General features: G+C 69.6%; 11 protein-coding genes and 2 pseudogenes. 10 read left to right on the top strand and 3 right to left on the bottom strand.

All coding sequences use genetic code 11. From position 1 onward, the window contains the following. From ACGFWI_RS38360 to ACGFWI_RS38340, 5 genes and pseudogenes are all read left to right on the top strand, one after another. The coding region (locus ACGFWI_RS38360) for an alpha/beta hydrolase family protein (RefSeq protein ID WP_393910700.1) at positions 1-1,122 on the top strand (1,122 nt) is incomplete at its 5' end. Positions 1,123-2,164: 1,042 nt separating this feature from the next. Continuing rightward, positions 2,165-2,325: pseudogene (locus ACGFWI_RS38355) on the top strand (sigma factor-like helix-turn-helix DNA-binding protein); the annotation flags it as partial. 185 nt (positions 2,326-2,510) lie between these two features. Next, positions 2,511-3,587, top strand: a complete 1,077-nt coding sequence (locus ACGFWI_RS38350) for an ABC transporter substrate-binding protein (protein ID WP_393910699.1) — start codon at positions 2,511-2,513, stop codon at positions 3,585-3,587. A 77-nt stretch (positions 3,588-3,664) separates the two neighbouring features. Next, positions 3,665-4,666, top strand: a complete 1,002-nt coding sequence (locus tag ACGFWI_RS38345; protein WP_234341211.1) for an iron ABC transporter permease — start codon at positions 3,665-3,667, stop codon at positions 4,664-4,666. Beyond that, positions 4,663-5,472 (top strand): ABC transporter ATP-binding protein, encoded by an 810-nt coding sequence (locus ACGFWI_RS38340; RefSeq protein WP_393910698.1) that lies wholly within the window; start codon positions 4,663-4,665, stop codon positions 5,470-5,472. Before ACGFWI_RS38345 ends, ACGFWI_RS38340 begins: the two co-directional genes overlap by 4 nt. Positions 5,473-5,531: 59 nt before the next feature. Here the strand turns inward: ACGFWI_RS38340 and ACGFWI_RS38335 are convergent, their stop codons facing one another. Further along, entirely contained in the window at positions 5,532-5,747 is a 216-nt protein-coding gene (locus ACGFWI_RS38335; RefSeq protein ID WP_030075432.1) for a heavy-metal-associated domain-containing protein, read from the bottom strand. A gap of 303 nt (positions 5,748-6,050) precedes the next feature. On the opposite strand from ACGFWI_RS38335, the gene ACGFWI_RS38330 reads away from it, so the two are divergent. From ACGFWI_RS38330 to ACGFWI_RS38315, 4 genes are all read left to right on the top strand, one after another. Further along, on the top strand, positions 6,051-7,460 hold the full coding sequence (locus ACGFWI_RS38330; RefSeq protein WP_393910697.1) for an MFS transporter: 1,410 nt from the start codon (positions 6,051-6,053) through the stop codon (positions 7,458-7,460). A gap of 17 nt (positions 7,461-7,477) precedes the next feature. Next, positions 7,478-9,304 (top strand): asparagine synthase (glutamine-hydrolyzing), encoded by a 1,827-nt coding sequence (gene asnB / locus ACGFWI_RS38325; protein WP_393910696.1) that lies wholly within the window; start codon positions 7,478-7,480, stop codon positions 9,302-9,304. A 9-nt stretch (positions 9,305-9,313) separates the two neighbouring features. Continuing rightward, positions 9,314-10,588: a cytochrome P450 gene (locus tag ACGFWI_RS38320; protein WP_393910695.1), complete on the top strand. Its 1,275-nt coding sequence runs from the start codon at positions 9,314-9,316 to the stop codon at positions 10,586-10,588. Between the two features lie 134 nt (positions 10,589-10,722). Beyond that, a complete protein-coding gene (locus ACGFWI_RS38315; RefSeq protein ID WP_393910694.1) occupies positions 10,723-11,655 on the top strand; it encodes an L-tyrosine/L-tryptophan isonitrile synthase family protein in 933 nt (310 codons plus the stop codon). An 811-nt stretch (positions 11,656-12,466) separates the two neighbouring features. Here ACGFWI_RS38315 and ACGFWI_RS38310 read toward each other — a convergent pair. After that, positions 12,467-12,706 (bottom strand): hypothetical protein, encoded by a 240-nt coding sequence (locus tag ACGFWI_RS38310; RefSeq protein ID WP_393910693.1) that lies wholly within the window; start codon positions 12,704-12,706, stop codon positions 12,467-12,469. Between the two features lie 192 nt (positions 12,707-12,898). Beyond that, the gene (locus tag ACGFWI_RS38305) at positions 12,899-13,291 is read right to left on the bottom strand and encodes an endonuclease/exonuclease/phosphatase family protein (RefSeq protein WP_393910701.1); all 393 of its coding nucleotides are present in this window, start codon (positions 13,289-13,291) and stop codon (positions 12,899-12,901) included. Positions 13,292-13,338: 47 nt separating this feature from the next. On the opposite strand from ACGFWI_RS38305, the pseudogene ACGFWI_RS38300 reads away from it, so the two are divergent. Then, a pseudogene (locus ACGFWI_RS38300) lies at positions 13,339-13,770 on the top strand (zinc-binding dehydrogenase); the annotation flags it as partial. Positions 13,771-14,264 lie beyond the last annotated feature (494 nt).

Below are 14,264 nucleotides of genomic sequence, written 5' to 3'. Positions count from 1 at the left end.
GCGGCGGCCTTGGACGCGGCGCAACCCCCGGTCCGGGCTGCGGCCTTGGACGCGGCGCCGGCCCCGGGTCAGCTGACTCTCCCCGCCCCGACCGGGCGCTATGGCGTCGGAACCGTCGACCTCCACCTGCGTGACGCGAAACGCGCGGATCCGTGGGTGCCCGGGCAGCAGCGCGAGTTGATGGTCTCGCTGTGGTATCCGGCCACGCACACCAGCCGCTATCCCGCCGCGCAGCTCCCGGTCAGCCAGCAGGTGCTGCCGGGCGGGGTGACCCTGCCCACCACTGCCGGGCACACCGGTGCCCCGGTCGGCCGCAAGGCCGGCAAGCTGCCGGTGCTGCTGTACTCGCCCGGCGGGCGTGGGAACCGTGCGACGGGCACGGCACTGGTTCAGGACCTGGCCAGCCGCGGCTACTTGGTCGTCACCATCGACCACACCCACGACACCGGCGATGTGGTGTTCCCTGGCGGGCGACATGAGGTGAGCATGCTGCCGCCAGGCTCCAAATCGCGCGACTTGATCGACGTCCGGGCGGCGGACACCCACTTCGTCATCAACCAGCTGGCCGAGATCGCCCGCGGCCACAACCCGGATGTGGAACACAAGCCGCTCCCCCACGGGCTGACCCAGGCCGTGAGCACGAAACACATCGGGATGTTCGGCGCTTCCCTCGGCGGCGGCTCAGTGGCCGCCGCCATGCACGAGGACTCCAGGATCGACGCCGGCGTGAACCTGGACGGCCAGCTCTTCGGCTCGTCGGTCCACCAGCGGCTCGACCGCCCCTACATGCTGTTCAGTTCCGAGCACCACAACCGCAACAGCGACCGGAGCTGGGCGCGGCTCTGGGAAAACCTGCACGGAGAGCGGCTCGACCTGAAGCTGCGCGGCTCCGGGCACAACTCCTTCGTCGACAACCAGGTCCTGTTCCCCCAGGCACCGGGCGCATTCGGGATAACCCCGGAAGTAATGCAGCAGGCACTCGGCACGATCGACCCCAACCGCTCCATCGAGGTCCAACGCACCTACGTCGCCGCCTTCTTCGACAAGCACCTGCGCCATCGGAACAGCCACCTGCTCGACGGCCCCTCGCGCCACTACCCAGAGGTCGACTTCATCCGCTGAACCGACCGGACGTCACCGTCGGCCACTGCCCGGCGCGACGGTATGTCCCGGCCGTACACCCGCACCACACGCTGACCTGCTGCAGACGCTCGACGGGTACCCGTGGCCCAGGCGGCAACGGACGAGCTTCGAGGGCAACCGAGCAATGTGCACGAGGGCGTGGCATGACATCCGTTTCGATCCGCCAGGTTGATGCGAATGGTGACGCCACTGCTGGTGCCCAGGCGGCTCCACTGCCGTACCCGACGCGGTCCGCCTACCGAAGCAAGGGCGTCGAGCCGCACTTCTGGCCCAACAAGGACGACATCGCCGCCCACAACGCCGGGTGGCGTGTCCATGAACCTCGTCTGGGCGGACTGGGGGCCGAGCGCCAAAACAGCCCCCATGCGCTGACGGTGAGCAGGAGTTCGACGGCCGCGTCCGAACGACCGGTTCCTCCCAGGCCGTGACGGTGACGGCGCGTTCGCCTCCGCCTGCGAGGAGAGCACCGGGTGGTGTTCGTCAACCCCATGTCCGGCCTCGGACCACCTCCGCCTGCGGGGCCCGAAGCGCAGGCGAAGAAGGTGCCCTCAGTGCCGAGGAGTAGGGCCTGGGGGCGCCGAGGCAGGATTCGCCGTCAGCCCCGATGCCGGCCGAGCCGTTCGGCCCGGTGGCGGTCTAGCCCTTCGGTCCGATGGCGGTCCCGCTCGGGAGCGCGCCGTAGTGTGGCTGCCATGGATATCGGGCTTGCGATGGTGTACCTCATGGTGGGGGCCTGCGTACTCTTCGATGTGGGTGGTTTCATCAGGCGTAGGTGCGAGCGGATACAGAAAAGGGCGGCTGATCGGCACCGCGAGACTCTTTGGAGGAACGGACTCCTTGAGACGCCATACGTGCCCGTTCTCTTCGCGCGGCCTGAAGCCCTGCGTGCCATGGGTCTGCCCTTGATGCTCGTGGGGGGCTTGCTCCTCCTGTTCCACCTCCACTAGTGCCGACGTTCCCCAGTCAGAAGTCACGGGTTCTTTGCGTGGGGATCGGCGCATCGCTTCCGCGTAGGGCAGGCCGGGAAGCGTTCATCCTCACCCAGCTCCTCGGCCTGCCCTACGCGGAAGCGGCCGAGGTCAGCGACTGCCCGGTCGGCACGCTCCGCTCCCGCGTCTCCCGTGCTCGGGCGACCCTGATGGACCCCTGGACCAGGCGGACGAGCCCGCCGTGCCGACCTGAGCCCATGGGTACGAGGGCGTTGGTGCCGACCGGAAGCAAGTCGGCGCCGACATCCTCGTCGTCGCCAGAAGCGGATCTCATGCGTTTGCTTTCCACTGGTCGGGAACTCAGAGCGGGTTCGCTCCGACTACTGGATCGGGTGACGGAGGTTCGCCCGCGTGCCGAGTGGATCCGGGAGTTGTTCGATGCGTTCTCGTGTGTGGGGCGGTACGGCGGCCGTCGTGCTGGGCTGCCTGCTGGCGGCGGGCTGCGGCGGTGGGGGGAAGGACACGGCGGACAAGACCGTGGGGAAGGACGGGAGCGCCGTCTCCGGTGCCCACCCGGCGACCATCACCGACTGCATGGGCGCCAAGACCACCTTCTCCGCAGCCTCGAAGAAGATCGTCACCAGCAACGCCTCCAGCTTGGAGCTGCTGCTCCGCCTGGGTGCAGGCGACAAGGTCATCGGCACGGGCTTCCCGCCTGGTAAGGGCGCGCTGCCCGGCGAGTTGGACGGGCAGGCGCAGAAGGTGAAGGTGCTCAGCCGGAGTGTGATCCCGAAGGAGAAGCTGCTCGGTTCCGGCGCCGATCTGTACATCGACACCTTCGCCTCGATGGGGAGCATGGGCGGCGGAATGGGGGATGCGCCGACCGAGGAGGAGTTCAAGGCGGCCGGGATCAAGCACATCTACCTGAAGTCCACCGCTTGCGCCGCGACGGGCAAGAGCCCGGTCACCGACCTGTCCGCCGTCGAGGCCGACATCACGGCCCTCGGTGCGGTCACCGGCACGAGCGCGAAGGCGAAGGAACTCGTCGCCGGGATGAAGGAGACGGTCGACGCCGTCCAGAAGGCGGTCGGTGGAACGGCCGAGAGCAAGCGGCCGACGTACTTCTTCTTCGACTACGACGCCGGCACCAAGCAGCCCAGCGTCACCTGCAACCGCCAGGTGGCCAACGCCGTGATCACGCTGGCCGGCGCCCGCAACGTCTTCGCCGACTGCAACGGCGACTACAAGCAGGTCGACTGGGAGAAGGTGATCGCGAAGAACCCGGACTGGATCCAAGTCGGCGTTCGTAATCGGGGCAGCGAGGCCGCGAACGAGAAGGCATTCGGCGACGCCGAGAAGTGGCTGAAGTCCAATGCGGCCACCAAGGGCCTGAAGGCGGTCAAGGAGGGCCACTTCCTGCACATCGGCTCCGAGCAGACCACCATCGCCGGCGTCCGGAACGCCGAAACGGTCAAGGAGATCGCCAAGACCCTCTACCCCGGCAAGGTCGGCTAGCCGTGGCCTCCACATTGTTGCGCCGTACCGCCGCGGACGCCGCTCCGGACGCGCGCAGCGTGCCTGTCGGGCCGCTGATGGCGGTCCTGGGGGTGGTTCTGCTGGCAGCGTTGACGGCGGCCGTGGCTTGGGGGTCGACGTCCATCCCGCCCGGTGAGGTGTGGGGCGTGGTGTGGCGGCGGCTCGGCGGCGAGGCACCACGCCCCGGCACAAACGATCTGATCGTCTGGCAACTGCGCGTCCCGCGCGCTCTGTTGGCGGCACTCGTCGGGTCCGGTCTCGGTATTGTCGGTACGGCTGTACAAGCGCTGGTGCGCAATCCCCTGGCCGACCCGTACCTGCTGGGCATCTCCAACGGCGCCTCCCTCGGAGCGGTTACCGCCATCGTGCTCGGCCTGGGAGCGGGCGGCGCGCTCGGGTTGGGCCTGTCCGGTGCGGCCTTTGCCGGAGCCCTGGCCACCTTCGCACTCGTATGGGTGATCGCCCGGCGCGGTGGGGGCTTCGCGCCGCTCCGGCTGGTGCTGGCCGGGGTGGCCATCGGGCAGTTCCTTTCCGGGTTCACCAGCTACCTCGTGCTCCAGACCGGGGACGAGCAGCAGACCCACAGTGTGCTGTTCTGGCTCATGGGCAGCCTCAGCGGGGCGAACTGGGAGCTGCTCGCGGTACCCGCGGTGGCTGTTCCGGTGGCCCTGCTGTGGCTACAGGCGCGGGCCCGGGGGCTGAACGCGCTGCTGATGGGGGATGAGACAGCAGCCGGACTCGGCATCGACGTCACCCGCCTGCGCCGCGAGTTGTTCACGGTGACCAGTGTGCTGACCGGTGTCCTGGTCGCGGTCTCCGGCGCGATCGCCTTCGTCGCGCTGATGGTGCCGCACGTCTGTCGGCTCCTCGTCGGCGGCGACCACCGACGGCTCCTGCCCGTCTCCGCGCTGTTCGGCGCCCTGCTGATGGTCGTGGTCGACATTGTCTGCCGTACGGCCATGGACTCACAGGAGCTGCCGGTCGGCGTCGTCACCTCGCTCATCGGGGCTCCGGCCCTCCTGTATCTGCTGGACCGGCGCCTGGGGAGCGGAAGTTGAGGATCGACATTGAGGACCTGCACGTCGGCTATGCCGGCCGTACGGTCGTGGCCGGCGCCCACCTGGTGGCGGTCGAGGGCGAGATCACGGGCCTGGTCGGGCCCAACGGCAGCGGCAAGTCCAGCCTCCTGCGCACCGTCTACCGGCACCTGAAGCCCACCGCCGGGCGGGTGTTGCTGGGGGGCACCGACCTGAGGGAGATGCCCCCGCTCCAGTCGGCGCGGCACGTTGCGGCCCTGCCGCAGGAGCGGGGGAGCGACTTCGAGCTGACCGTGCGCGAGGTCGTCGCGATGGGGCGCACGCCCTACAAGCGGGCCTTTGCCGGGGAGGATGCCACCGACCGGGACATCGTTGCGAAGGTCCTGTCCGACGTCGGCATGGACGGCTGTGCCGGACGCCGCTTCACCGCCTTGTCCGGGGGCGAGCGCCAACGCGTTCTGCTGGCCCGCGCGTTCGCCCAGGACCCGGACGTCCTGGTGCTGGACGAGCCGACCAACCATCTCGACGTCCGCCATCAGGTGGAGCTGCTCGCCCTGCTGCGTGCGCAGTGCCGTACGACTCTGGTGTCGCTGCACGACCTGAATGCGGCCGCGTCGGTCTGTGACCGGCTGCACGTGCTGCATGCCGGGGCTGTGGTCGCCTCCGGCAGACCGCGTGACGTCCTCACGCCTGAGCTGATGGCCGAGGTCTTCGGGGTGCGGGCGGCCGTGGTCGACCACCCGCTGACCGGCGACCCGCTGATCGCTTTCCCCCATCCGGCCCCGGCCCCCGCCGCGGCGGCCTGGGGGGGGGCGAGCCGGGGATGAGGTTGGGGAGGGTGGGGGGGGGGGAGGGTGGTTCCGCCCGCCCTCCGTCAGCAGCAAGGTCAGGCGGCGATCGAGTCGTCGACGCCGTACCCGGCCTCGACGATGGCAGCACGCAGCCGCTCGTCGTCGAGGTCAGCGCCGTGCACCGTGACAGCGCCCGCGGCGAGATCGACCACAACCTCGCTCACACCGGGCACCTCCGAAACCTCTTCTTTGATGCTCGCCACGCAGTGCTCGCAGCTCATTCCGGTGACGTGGTACTGCTTCTGGGGCATGGCACAACTCCTGGATGTCGGTGCGGCTTTGACGTGAGGGTTCGGATCGGCAGGGGCGGGGTGTTCAGTCCAGCCCGGCACTTCAGTAGTCGGCTGATCGGTGTCCGAAGTTCCGCAGCGGTTTTCCCGATTCCGGCGCCCGGCACCAGCGCCTGCGAGACCTGACCGTCTCGGGTGATCGGCGGAGGAGCTCTCCTTCTGGTCGGTATGTTTTTTGGGCGGGGGTGGGAACTCACCGTCGTCTCCTTCCGACTTCTTGTTCGAGGCCGCCATCCCGGCGGCCCGCGTCGGTGAGGGGGAAGGGTGACACTCGACGATTCCGGGTCGGAACAACCCGGTCGCAAACCCGTCAGTGAGGATCGCTGGCTGCTGGTGGCCGTTGCGGGGGTGTTGGCCTTCGTGGCGATGCTCGACATGAACATCGTCAACGTGGCACTTGCGGACATCGCCGACGGCCTGCACGTGTCCGCTGCGACCGCCCAGTGGGCGGCGCTGGCGTATCAACTGCCTGTTGTGGCCTTGCTTTTGCCGGCCGGTCGGTGGCTGGACGGCGCGGGGCTGCGCTCCGCAGTGGCGGCAGCGATCGCAGGCTTCGGCCTGTGCAGTGCCCTGGCCGCTTGCGCCCCCTGGGCGGCCTGGTTGATCGCCGCCCGCTTTGCGCAGGGCGCGTTCGGGGCGGTGTTGTTCGTGCTGATGCCTGTGCTCGCGATGCGCTCGGTACGGCCGGAGCTGCGGGGGCGGGCGATGAGCGTTCCTGCGACCTTGGGGCCGCTGGGGGCGGTGACCGGACCGGCCGTGGGTGGCCTGCTGCTGGACCACTTCGGCTGGCCCTCCGTCTTCCTCGTGAAGATTCCCTTTTGTGCGCTCGCCCTGGTCGTGGCGTGGAGGACGATGCCGCGGGACGGTCGGCTGCGGTGGCCCGACCGGCGATCGCTGGTGGATGCGCTGCTGGTGGCCACGGGTGTGGCGGTGCTGTTGCTGACACTGACCCTGGCGTCGAACGATCCGGGGTGGCTGGTGCTTGTGGTCGCCGCCGTTCCGCCGCTGTGGTGGTGGCTGCGTGGTCCGGGGTGTCGTCCGGTCATCGGCGTGCTGCGGGTCCCGGGACTGTCCCGGGCGCACGGAGCGGTGCTCGCCCTGGCCGCCGGATTCGCCGCCATGCACTACGTCGTCGCCCTGCACCTCCAGCGCGACGAAGGCGTCAGTGCCACGACCACCGGGCTCACGGTGCTCGCCTTCCCGCTCGGCATGGGCCTGGCCGGGCCGCTCGGCGGGCGCCTGGCCGACCGGTACGGCGCGCGGCCGGTGGCGGCCATCGGGGCCTTGCTCACGGCCGCCGGTCTGCTGCTGCTCGTCCCGCTGGGCAATGGCTGGTCATCGTGGGAGGTGGCCTGGCGGCTGGCACTGGCCGGTACAGGCATGGGCCTCAACGGCGGTCCCACCCAGGCCCTGGTCATGGGTGCCGCCCCACCGGATCGGATCGCCACCGTCGGATCCACGGTGCAATTCGCCCGCAGCCTCGGTTTCACCCTCGGCCCGGCGCTGGCCACCGCGGTCTGGGGCCTTGCCGGACCCGGTGATGGCGTACACGCCGGGCTCGCCCTGGCAGCCACCGGCGCCTGTCTCGCGGTACCGCTGCTGGCACTTCCGGGCCGCCGCCGGGCCGATCCGCCCGAGAAGGCCATCGACGCGGCGCCCGCCGCCCATACCTGAACAAGGAGTGGCCCCCCATGTGCGGAATCACCGGCTGGGCGTCCTTTCACGGCGACGCCCGTACTCAGGCCCCCGTCATCAAGGCCATGACCGCCACCCTCACGCCACGCGGTCCCGATGCCGGCGGCGTCTGGCTCGGCGAACAGGCCGCGATCGGTCACCGCCGCCTGGCCGTCATCGATCTCGGAGGCGGGGTGCAGCCGATGACCGACCGGCCCGACGAGCCGGCCTTCGTGCTCGGCTACAGCGGCGAGGTCTACAACCACCACGAGCTGCGGGCCGAGCTGCGCGGCAGAGGACATGCCCTCCGTACGCGCAGCGACACCGAGGTGGTGCTGCGCGCGTACGCGGAGTGGGGCGAGGACGTCGCCGACCACCTGGAGGGCATGTTCGCTTTCGCCGTCTGGGACGAGCGTGCCCAGCGGCTGGTGCTGGTGCGCGACCGGCTCGGCGTCAAGCCGCTGTTCTGGGCGGTCGTCGAGGGCGGTCTGGCCTTCGCCTCCGAGCCCAAGGCACTGTTCGCCCATCCGGAGATACGGCCCCGCGTGGACGCCGACGGACTGCGGGAGGCGTACAGCCTGCTGTTCAACACCGGTCCGACGGTGTGGTCCGGGGTGCGGGAGGTCGAGCCCGGTGGCCTGCTCGTCCTGGACCGGAAGGGCATCCGCGAGCGCCGCTACTGGCGGCTGGAGGCCCACGTCCACAACGACGACCGGGAAACGACCGTGGAGCGGATCCGTGAACTGGTCGGCACGGCCGCTCGCAGTCAGCTGGAGGCCGACGTCCCGCTGTGCAGCCTGCTGTCCGGCGGCATCGACTCCACCGTGCTGACCGCCCTACTCGCCGACGAACTCAGGCTGCGCGAAGGATCGGGCGCCCGTATCCGCTCCTATGCCGTCGACTACAGCGACCAGGCTGCGCAGTTCACCGGTGACGTCCTGCGCACCGGCCACGACACCCCTTACTCCATCGAGGCCGGCGCCTTCATCGGTACCGACCACAGCACGGTCGTCCTCGACCCGCGCGCCCTGCTCGACCCCGAGCACCGCAAGGCGGTCGTCGTGGCGAGGGACTCGCCGATCGGTGTCGGCGACATGGACACCTCGCTCTACCTGCTGTTCGGCGAGATCCGCAAGCACTCCACCGTCGCCCTGTCAGGTGAGGCCGCGGACGAGGTCTTCGGCGGCTACCCCTGGTTCCACAACCCGAAGGCGCTCGCTGCCGAGACCTTCCCCTGGCTGCTGGTGACCGGCGACGAGGCCGCCATGCCGCTGAACCCGGAACTCGACCTTCGCATCGGCGAGTTCCGCGACGACATGTACCGCAGCGCGTTGGCCGCCGTACCGCATCTGGACGGCGAGACGCCCACCGAGCACCGGCAACGCGAGATGCAGCACCTGTCCCTGACCCACTGGCTACGCCAACTCCTGCACCGCAAGGACCGGTTGAGCATGGCCCAGGGTCTGGAGGTCCGCGTCCCGTACTGCGAACACCGCCTCGTGGAGTACGCCTTCGCCACCCCCTGGGCCCTCAAAAGCTTCGACGGCCGCGAGAAGAGCCTGCTGCGCGTCGCCGGCACCGGGCTCGCCCCCGATTCCGTGCTGCACCGCCCCAAGAACCACTACCCGGCCACCCACCACCCCGACTACAACCGCGGCCTACAGGACATGGCCCGTGATGCCCTGTCCGTCGATCAGGTCCGCGCCCTGGCCGACGAGACCCGCATCAAACCCTGCCTGGACACGCCGCCCGACCAGTTGGAGTGGGGCCACCGTCTGCGCCTCGAACGCGTCGTCGACCTCGCCCTGTGGCTGGACCACTACCAGCCCGAACTCGCCCTCTGAGGAGCCCGCATGACCCTCCAGGAACCCCGGCCGGACATCGAGCCGAAGCCCCGGCCCGAGCCCCTGCCCGATCCGGTCCCGCTGACGGGCTGCCCCTACAAGGCCCACCCGTACCCCCTGTACGAGCAGATGCGCGAGGCCGGGCCGGTCCACCGGGTCCTCGTCCCCAGCGGGGTACAAGCCTGGCTCGTCACCGGCTACGAAGCCGCACATTCCGCGTTGAACGACGACCGCCTGGGCAAGAACCACGACCGCGGCAATGACCGCTGGCGCTCCCGTGCCTCGATCATGCCCGAACCCCAGCACTCCCAGCTCCAGGTCCACCTCCTTCACCAGGACGCGCCGAAGCACACTCGAATGCGGCGCTTCGTCACCGACGCCTTCACCCCACGCCGCATCGAGCAGCTCCGCCCCCGCTTCCAGCAACTGGCGGACACTCTCGTCGATGCACTGCCCGAGACCGGCCCCGCCGATCTGGTCGCGACCTTCGCCGCCCGCTTCCCCCTCCAGGTCCTCGCCGAAGTGATCGGCCTCCCGCAGGAGCTGGCCGACCGCTTCGACCGCGACTGGGGCAAGGTCGTCCAGCCGGTCGGCCCCACCGACCCCGGACGACCGCGGTACGAAGCCCGCCTCCACGGCCTGCAGAGCTACATCGCCGAGGTCGTCGACCACAAGCGCGAGCACTGGGAGGAGGACCTGCTCAGCCGCCTCGTTGTGGCCCGCGACCGCCGCGAACTGTCCCCGGAAGAGCTGGACTCCATGATCTTCCAGCTTCTCGTCGCCGGCCAGGAACCGGTCACCAACCAGATCACCACCGCCCTGATCGCCCTCTTCCGCCACCCTGACCAGCTCACCCGCCTACGTGACAACCCGGACCTCCTGCCCCGTGCGGTCGAGGAACTCCTCCGCTACGACAGCGCCTTCGAACTGACCACCTGGCGCTTCTTCGACCAGGACAACGACCTGCACGGCACCGAAGTCCCGGCCGGCGACTCCGTGATCGTCTCCCTCTGCGCGGCCAACCGCGACCCCCGTCGCTTCCCCGACCCCGACACCCTCGACCTCGACCGCACCCCCAACCCCCACCTCGCCTTCGGCCACGGTGTCCACTTCTGTCCCGGCGCCGCGCTCGCCCGCACCGAACTCCAGATCGCCCTCGGCACCCTGCTCACCCGGCTGCCCGGCCTCCAGCCGGCCATCAGGGACGAGGACATCGAGTGGATCCCAGCCGTCCTCGGCCGCGGTACCAACCACCTGCCCGTCGACTACGACCCACGCCTCTGATGCCGGCCTCCGACTGACCGGGACCGGCTGCGTGTCCTCACCGGACCCCAGCTGACCTGCCTACTGGCCACCGGCGCCCGGCCCTCCGCCACGGCGCCATTCCGACGTGCCCTCATACGCTCCGGAGGAATGACATGCCACTGACGACCGCGCCGGACACTTACCCCACGAGCATCGGCGCCGCGATCCTGAAACTGCTCCTGCCCCATCACCGCACGACCGACCGGGCCCCGGCGACCGCGGAGGCATTCCCCCACCAAATTCACCGAATGGCTCATTTCGTGGGCCGCGGTGTCCCCATTGTCTTCACCTTGCCCGGCTTTCCCTGCAAGTCTCCCAACCCGGCCAAGATCCTCGGCCACCTCCCCGACCAGGGAGAACGTCTCTCCCTCACCTTCCTGAACACCCTGTGCGCCGAGATCGAGCGGATCCACCCACCCGGCGCCCGCGTCATCATCTGCTCCGACGGCCACGTCTTCGGTGACCTCATCCACGTCTCCGACGAGCACATAGACGCCTACGCCGACGAACTACGCACACTCATAGCCCGATGGGGGCTTCAGAGACTCTCCGTCTTCGACCTGCGCGACGTTCTCGGCGACCTCCCGCACGACACGAAGCGCGCACACGTCCACCAGCGCTATGCCCCCACCCTGGACGCACTGCGTGCCGAGATCCGCGCCGACGCCCAGGCCCTCGCCCTCTACCGCGGCATCACCCGCTTCCTCGCCGAGGACACCGCCGACCACGCAGGGACCCGGTCCGCCCTCCAACGCGCATGCCGGCAACGCGCCTACGGCGTGATCCAGCGCAGCCGCGCCTGGGGTGACCTGATCGCCGAACACCACCCCCACGCCGTACGCCTGTCCATCCACCCCCAGCCCATCGGCGCCCCCAAGTTCGGCATCCGCCTCCTCGACGCCCCCGACGTCTGGACCACCCCCTGGCACTCCGCCGCTCTGCATCGCACCGACGGCACCTGGACCCTCATGCCACGCGCAAGAGCTGCCCAGCTCGGCAGACTGGTACGGCAAGACGGCAGGGCCAGCCACTTCGCACAGAGCTGATCGGGTCACTCTGCGGTCAAGGGCTGGACCGCGCGGAGTCGGCCCAGGACACCGGGCCGGGCACCACGCAGGGCGAGAGCGCCCCGCGGGGACCTGCAGTTCCGTACGGTCCTACCGTCGCCGGTGTTCCCGACGGTGCTCACGCTGCCGCGGCCCCCGCCGCCCACTCCAGGCCAAGAGCAGCCGGCGCCCCCTTGAGCGTCAGAGACTCTGGTCACCTCAGCTGCCGCAGCCGTCAGGCGTTCCGTTTCCCTCACGGCGCCGAGACGAGGAAGCTGCCCGCAACCCTGTGCAGCGAGAGGTCAGTTGGCCGGGGCGCCGGATGAGGAGGTCGGCAACGGGCATCCTGCCGACCGATCGGCCCAGGCCCAGTCTTCGGTCGAGTGCGAGCGATGGAGTCCTTGTACCACCTGCCAACCCGGTGTCCGGCCGCGACCTGGCCCAAGCCGGGTTCCCCCGCACCGGCACATCCGACCGGCCCGCCGAGGACGGAACCGCCGTGCCGTCCCAGGTGTACGCCTTGCAGCACCCGCGAAATGCCTGCCTCGCCAGATCAAGGCCAGGCGCCTCATGCCTGCCAGTCACTCGCTCCGGCCGGCGGGGACTCAGGTCCTCCGCGCCGAAGCGGCGTCCCCTGCGGTGATCGTCCGACTGGGCTCGTTCACAGCCGGCGCTGTGACCGAAGGTCCGCCACGTACTTGGTGATCAGGTCCTGCGACAGATGGGGGATGTCGTTTTCCTTGTTGAGGGCGGCGGCCCGTACTCCCGCGCGGAATTGGTCCGCCGGCAGGACAGAGCCGGACGAGAGTTGTCACAAGGACAGGCTTACTGTCACGAAGGGATAGCGTTGCGGCAGGACGTCAGCGCCGACCCGGTCCCCGCCGTAGCCGCTCCGAAACACGATCATGCACTCGACAACAGTGGTAGAGGCCCGCACACCGAAGCAGGTCCGCACACCGAAGCAGACGGAGACACGCTCGACCTGAAGCGACATATCGGCGCCGTAGAGGGCGAGTTGTCGGTGCGGGAAGCGGTGCAGCCAGCGGCGCACAGTTTCCTGCCGCAGCGCACCTCATCCGCGATCGTCGGCACCCGCAGTCCGGCTCAGCTCAGGTCCACCATCCGCGCCTGCATCACCAGGTCCCGCGGAGCCTTCCGCGGCCGTGCCGGCCGCCGGATCACCGCAGGCTCGTCTTCGTCACGGCCCGGCCTGTCGGGGCCCTGCCGTGCCGCCGGGCTGCCCTTACAGGTCGAGTTCGGCGACGAGGGCGGCGTGGTCGGAAGCCTGGTCGCCGGGTCCGGTCACGGTGTCGAACGGGGTGCCGAACTCGAAGATCCCACGCCGCTCTGCCTCGACCTTCTCCACCTTGGCGAACAACTCCGGCGAGAACATCAGGTAGTCGATCTTGTCGTTGGAGGACGTGCACTTCCCATGGGTGCCGGGCGGCCCCTCGTAACTGTCGTGGGTCATCGCGTCCTTCAGGCTGGTGGCCTCGAGGAACGTGAGCGGCGGGCTGCCCGGGGTGTCGTTGAGGTCCCCGGCGACTACGACATGGGCCGAGCGCTCGAGCGCGGCCTGGTAGAGCTGGGCGACGCGCTCGCCCTGGAGCTTGCGCTTGTCGCCGCCTCCGCCGATCTTGCTCTTGAAGTGGTTCCCGAGAAGCCAGAGCGATTCGCCATGGACTGCAGATCGCCCGCGACCGCGGCATCACGGTGATCGGCATGGCCGGGGCGGCGAACCAGGACTATCTGCGGAGCCTGGGTGCCCTTGCTACGACGTACGGCGAGGGCTGGGTCGAGCGCGTGCGGCAGCTCGGCCATGTCGACGCGGCCCTCGATCTGGCCGGCTCGGGCGTGATCCGCGAGCTCGTCGAGCTGACCGGGGACCCACAGAAGGTGATCTCCATCGCCGATCTCGCTGCGCCAGAGCTCGGTGTCCGATTCTCCGGCGTGGCCGGGAGCGTGCCGGAAGCGCTCGCCGAGGCCGCCGGCCTCATCTCGCGGGGAAAGCTCCACATCCCGGTCGAGAAGTCGTACACGCTCGTTGAGGCTGCGGCGGCGCACATCGACAGCCAGGCCGGTCACACGCGCGGGCGCAGGGTCGTGGTCGTCTGAGCCGTTTCAGACAGGCGACCGACGGTCAGCGGTGAGGCGCGATGCACTCGGGCTTCTGCCGCTCGTATTGCGGGGGCTGGGCGGGGTTCTTGTCTCGACCCCGCAGCGGTGCCTACGGGACAGCCGGTGCCTTGGCCCGCCGGACTTCGACCTTCGCGCGGCATGTGGTGCACAGAGGGTTCTCTGGGGCGGCGAGTGTGGCGTGAGGCAAGTCGTGCAGCTCAACGCCGGTTCTGGCGAGCACATCGAGTGCAACAGATGTGGCACCAAGATGGCGGTGGAGGGCGTGTCGCTCGACGAGATGGGCCTGTGCAGTCCCGGGTGTTGCGTGCCGGACGGCGTCGGGTGACACGAGCGTCAAAACGTGTGGTGAACCGCTGCCGAGTCGCGGGCCGGGACGAGTAGATTGACGACATGACGGACGCGAAGTCAGCGGAGCAGGGCATGGGGGTCTGCTACGCGTGGTGCTTTCGACCACGGTGATCTGCGCCGCT

Source organism: Streptomyces sp. NPDC048434 (genome assembly GCF_043200375.1).
Lineage (GTDB): Bacteria > Actinomycetota > Actinomycetes > Streptomycetales > Streptomycetaceae > Streptomyces.
Note: the sequence above shows the minus strand (reverse complement) of the source record. Positions and strands in the feature narration are given on the sequence as shown.

Coding starts and splice junctions, on each gene's coding strand:
- ACGFWI_RS38320 (WP_393910695.1), top strand. CDS start 9,314: ATGACCCTCCAGGAACCCCGGCCGGACATCGAGCCGAAGCCCCGGCCC.
- asnB (WP_393910696.1), top strand. CDS start 7,478: ATGTGCGGAATCACCGGCTGGGCGTCCTTTCACGGCGACGCCCGTACT.
- ACGFWI_RS38315 (WP_393910694.1), top strand. CDS start 10,723: ATGCCACTGACGACCGCGCCGGACACTTACCCCACGAGCATCGGCGCC.
- ACGFWI_RS38350 (WP_393910699.1), top strand. CDS start 2,511: ATGCGTTCTCGTGTGTGGGGCGGTACGGCGGCCGTCGTGCTGGGCTGC.
- ACGFWI_RS38345 (WP_234341211.1), top strand. CDS start 3,665: ATGGCGGTCCTGGGGGTGGTTCTGCTGGCAGCGTTGACGGCGGCCGTG.
- ACGFWI_RS38335 (WP_030075432.1), bottom strand. CDS start 5,747: ATGCCCCAGAAGCAGTACCACGTCACCGGAATGAGCTGCGAGCACTGC.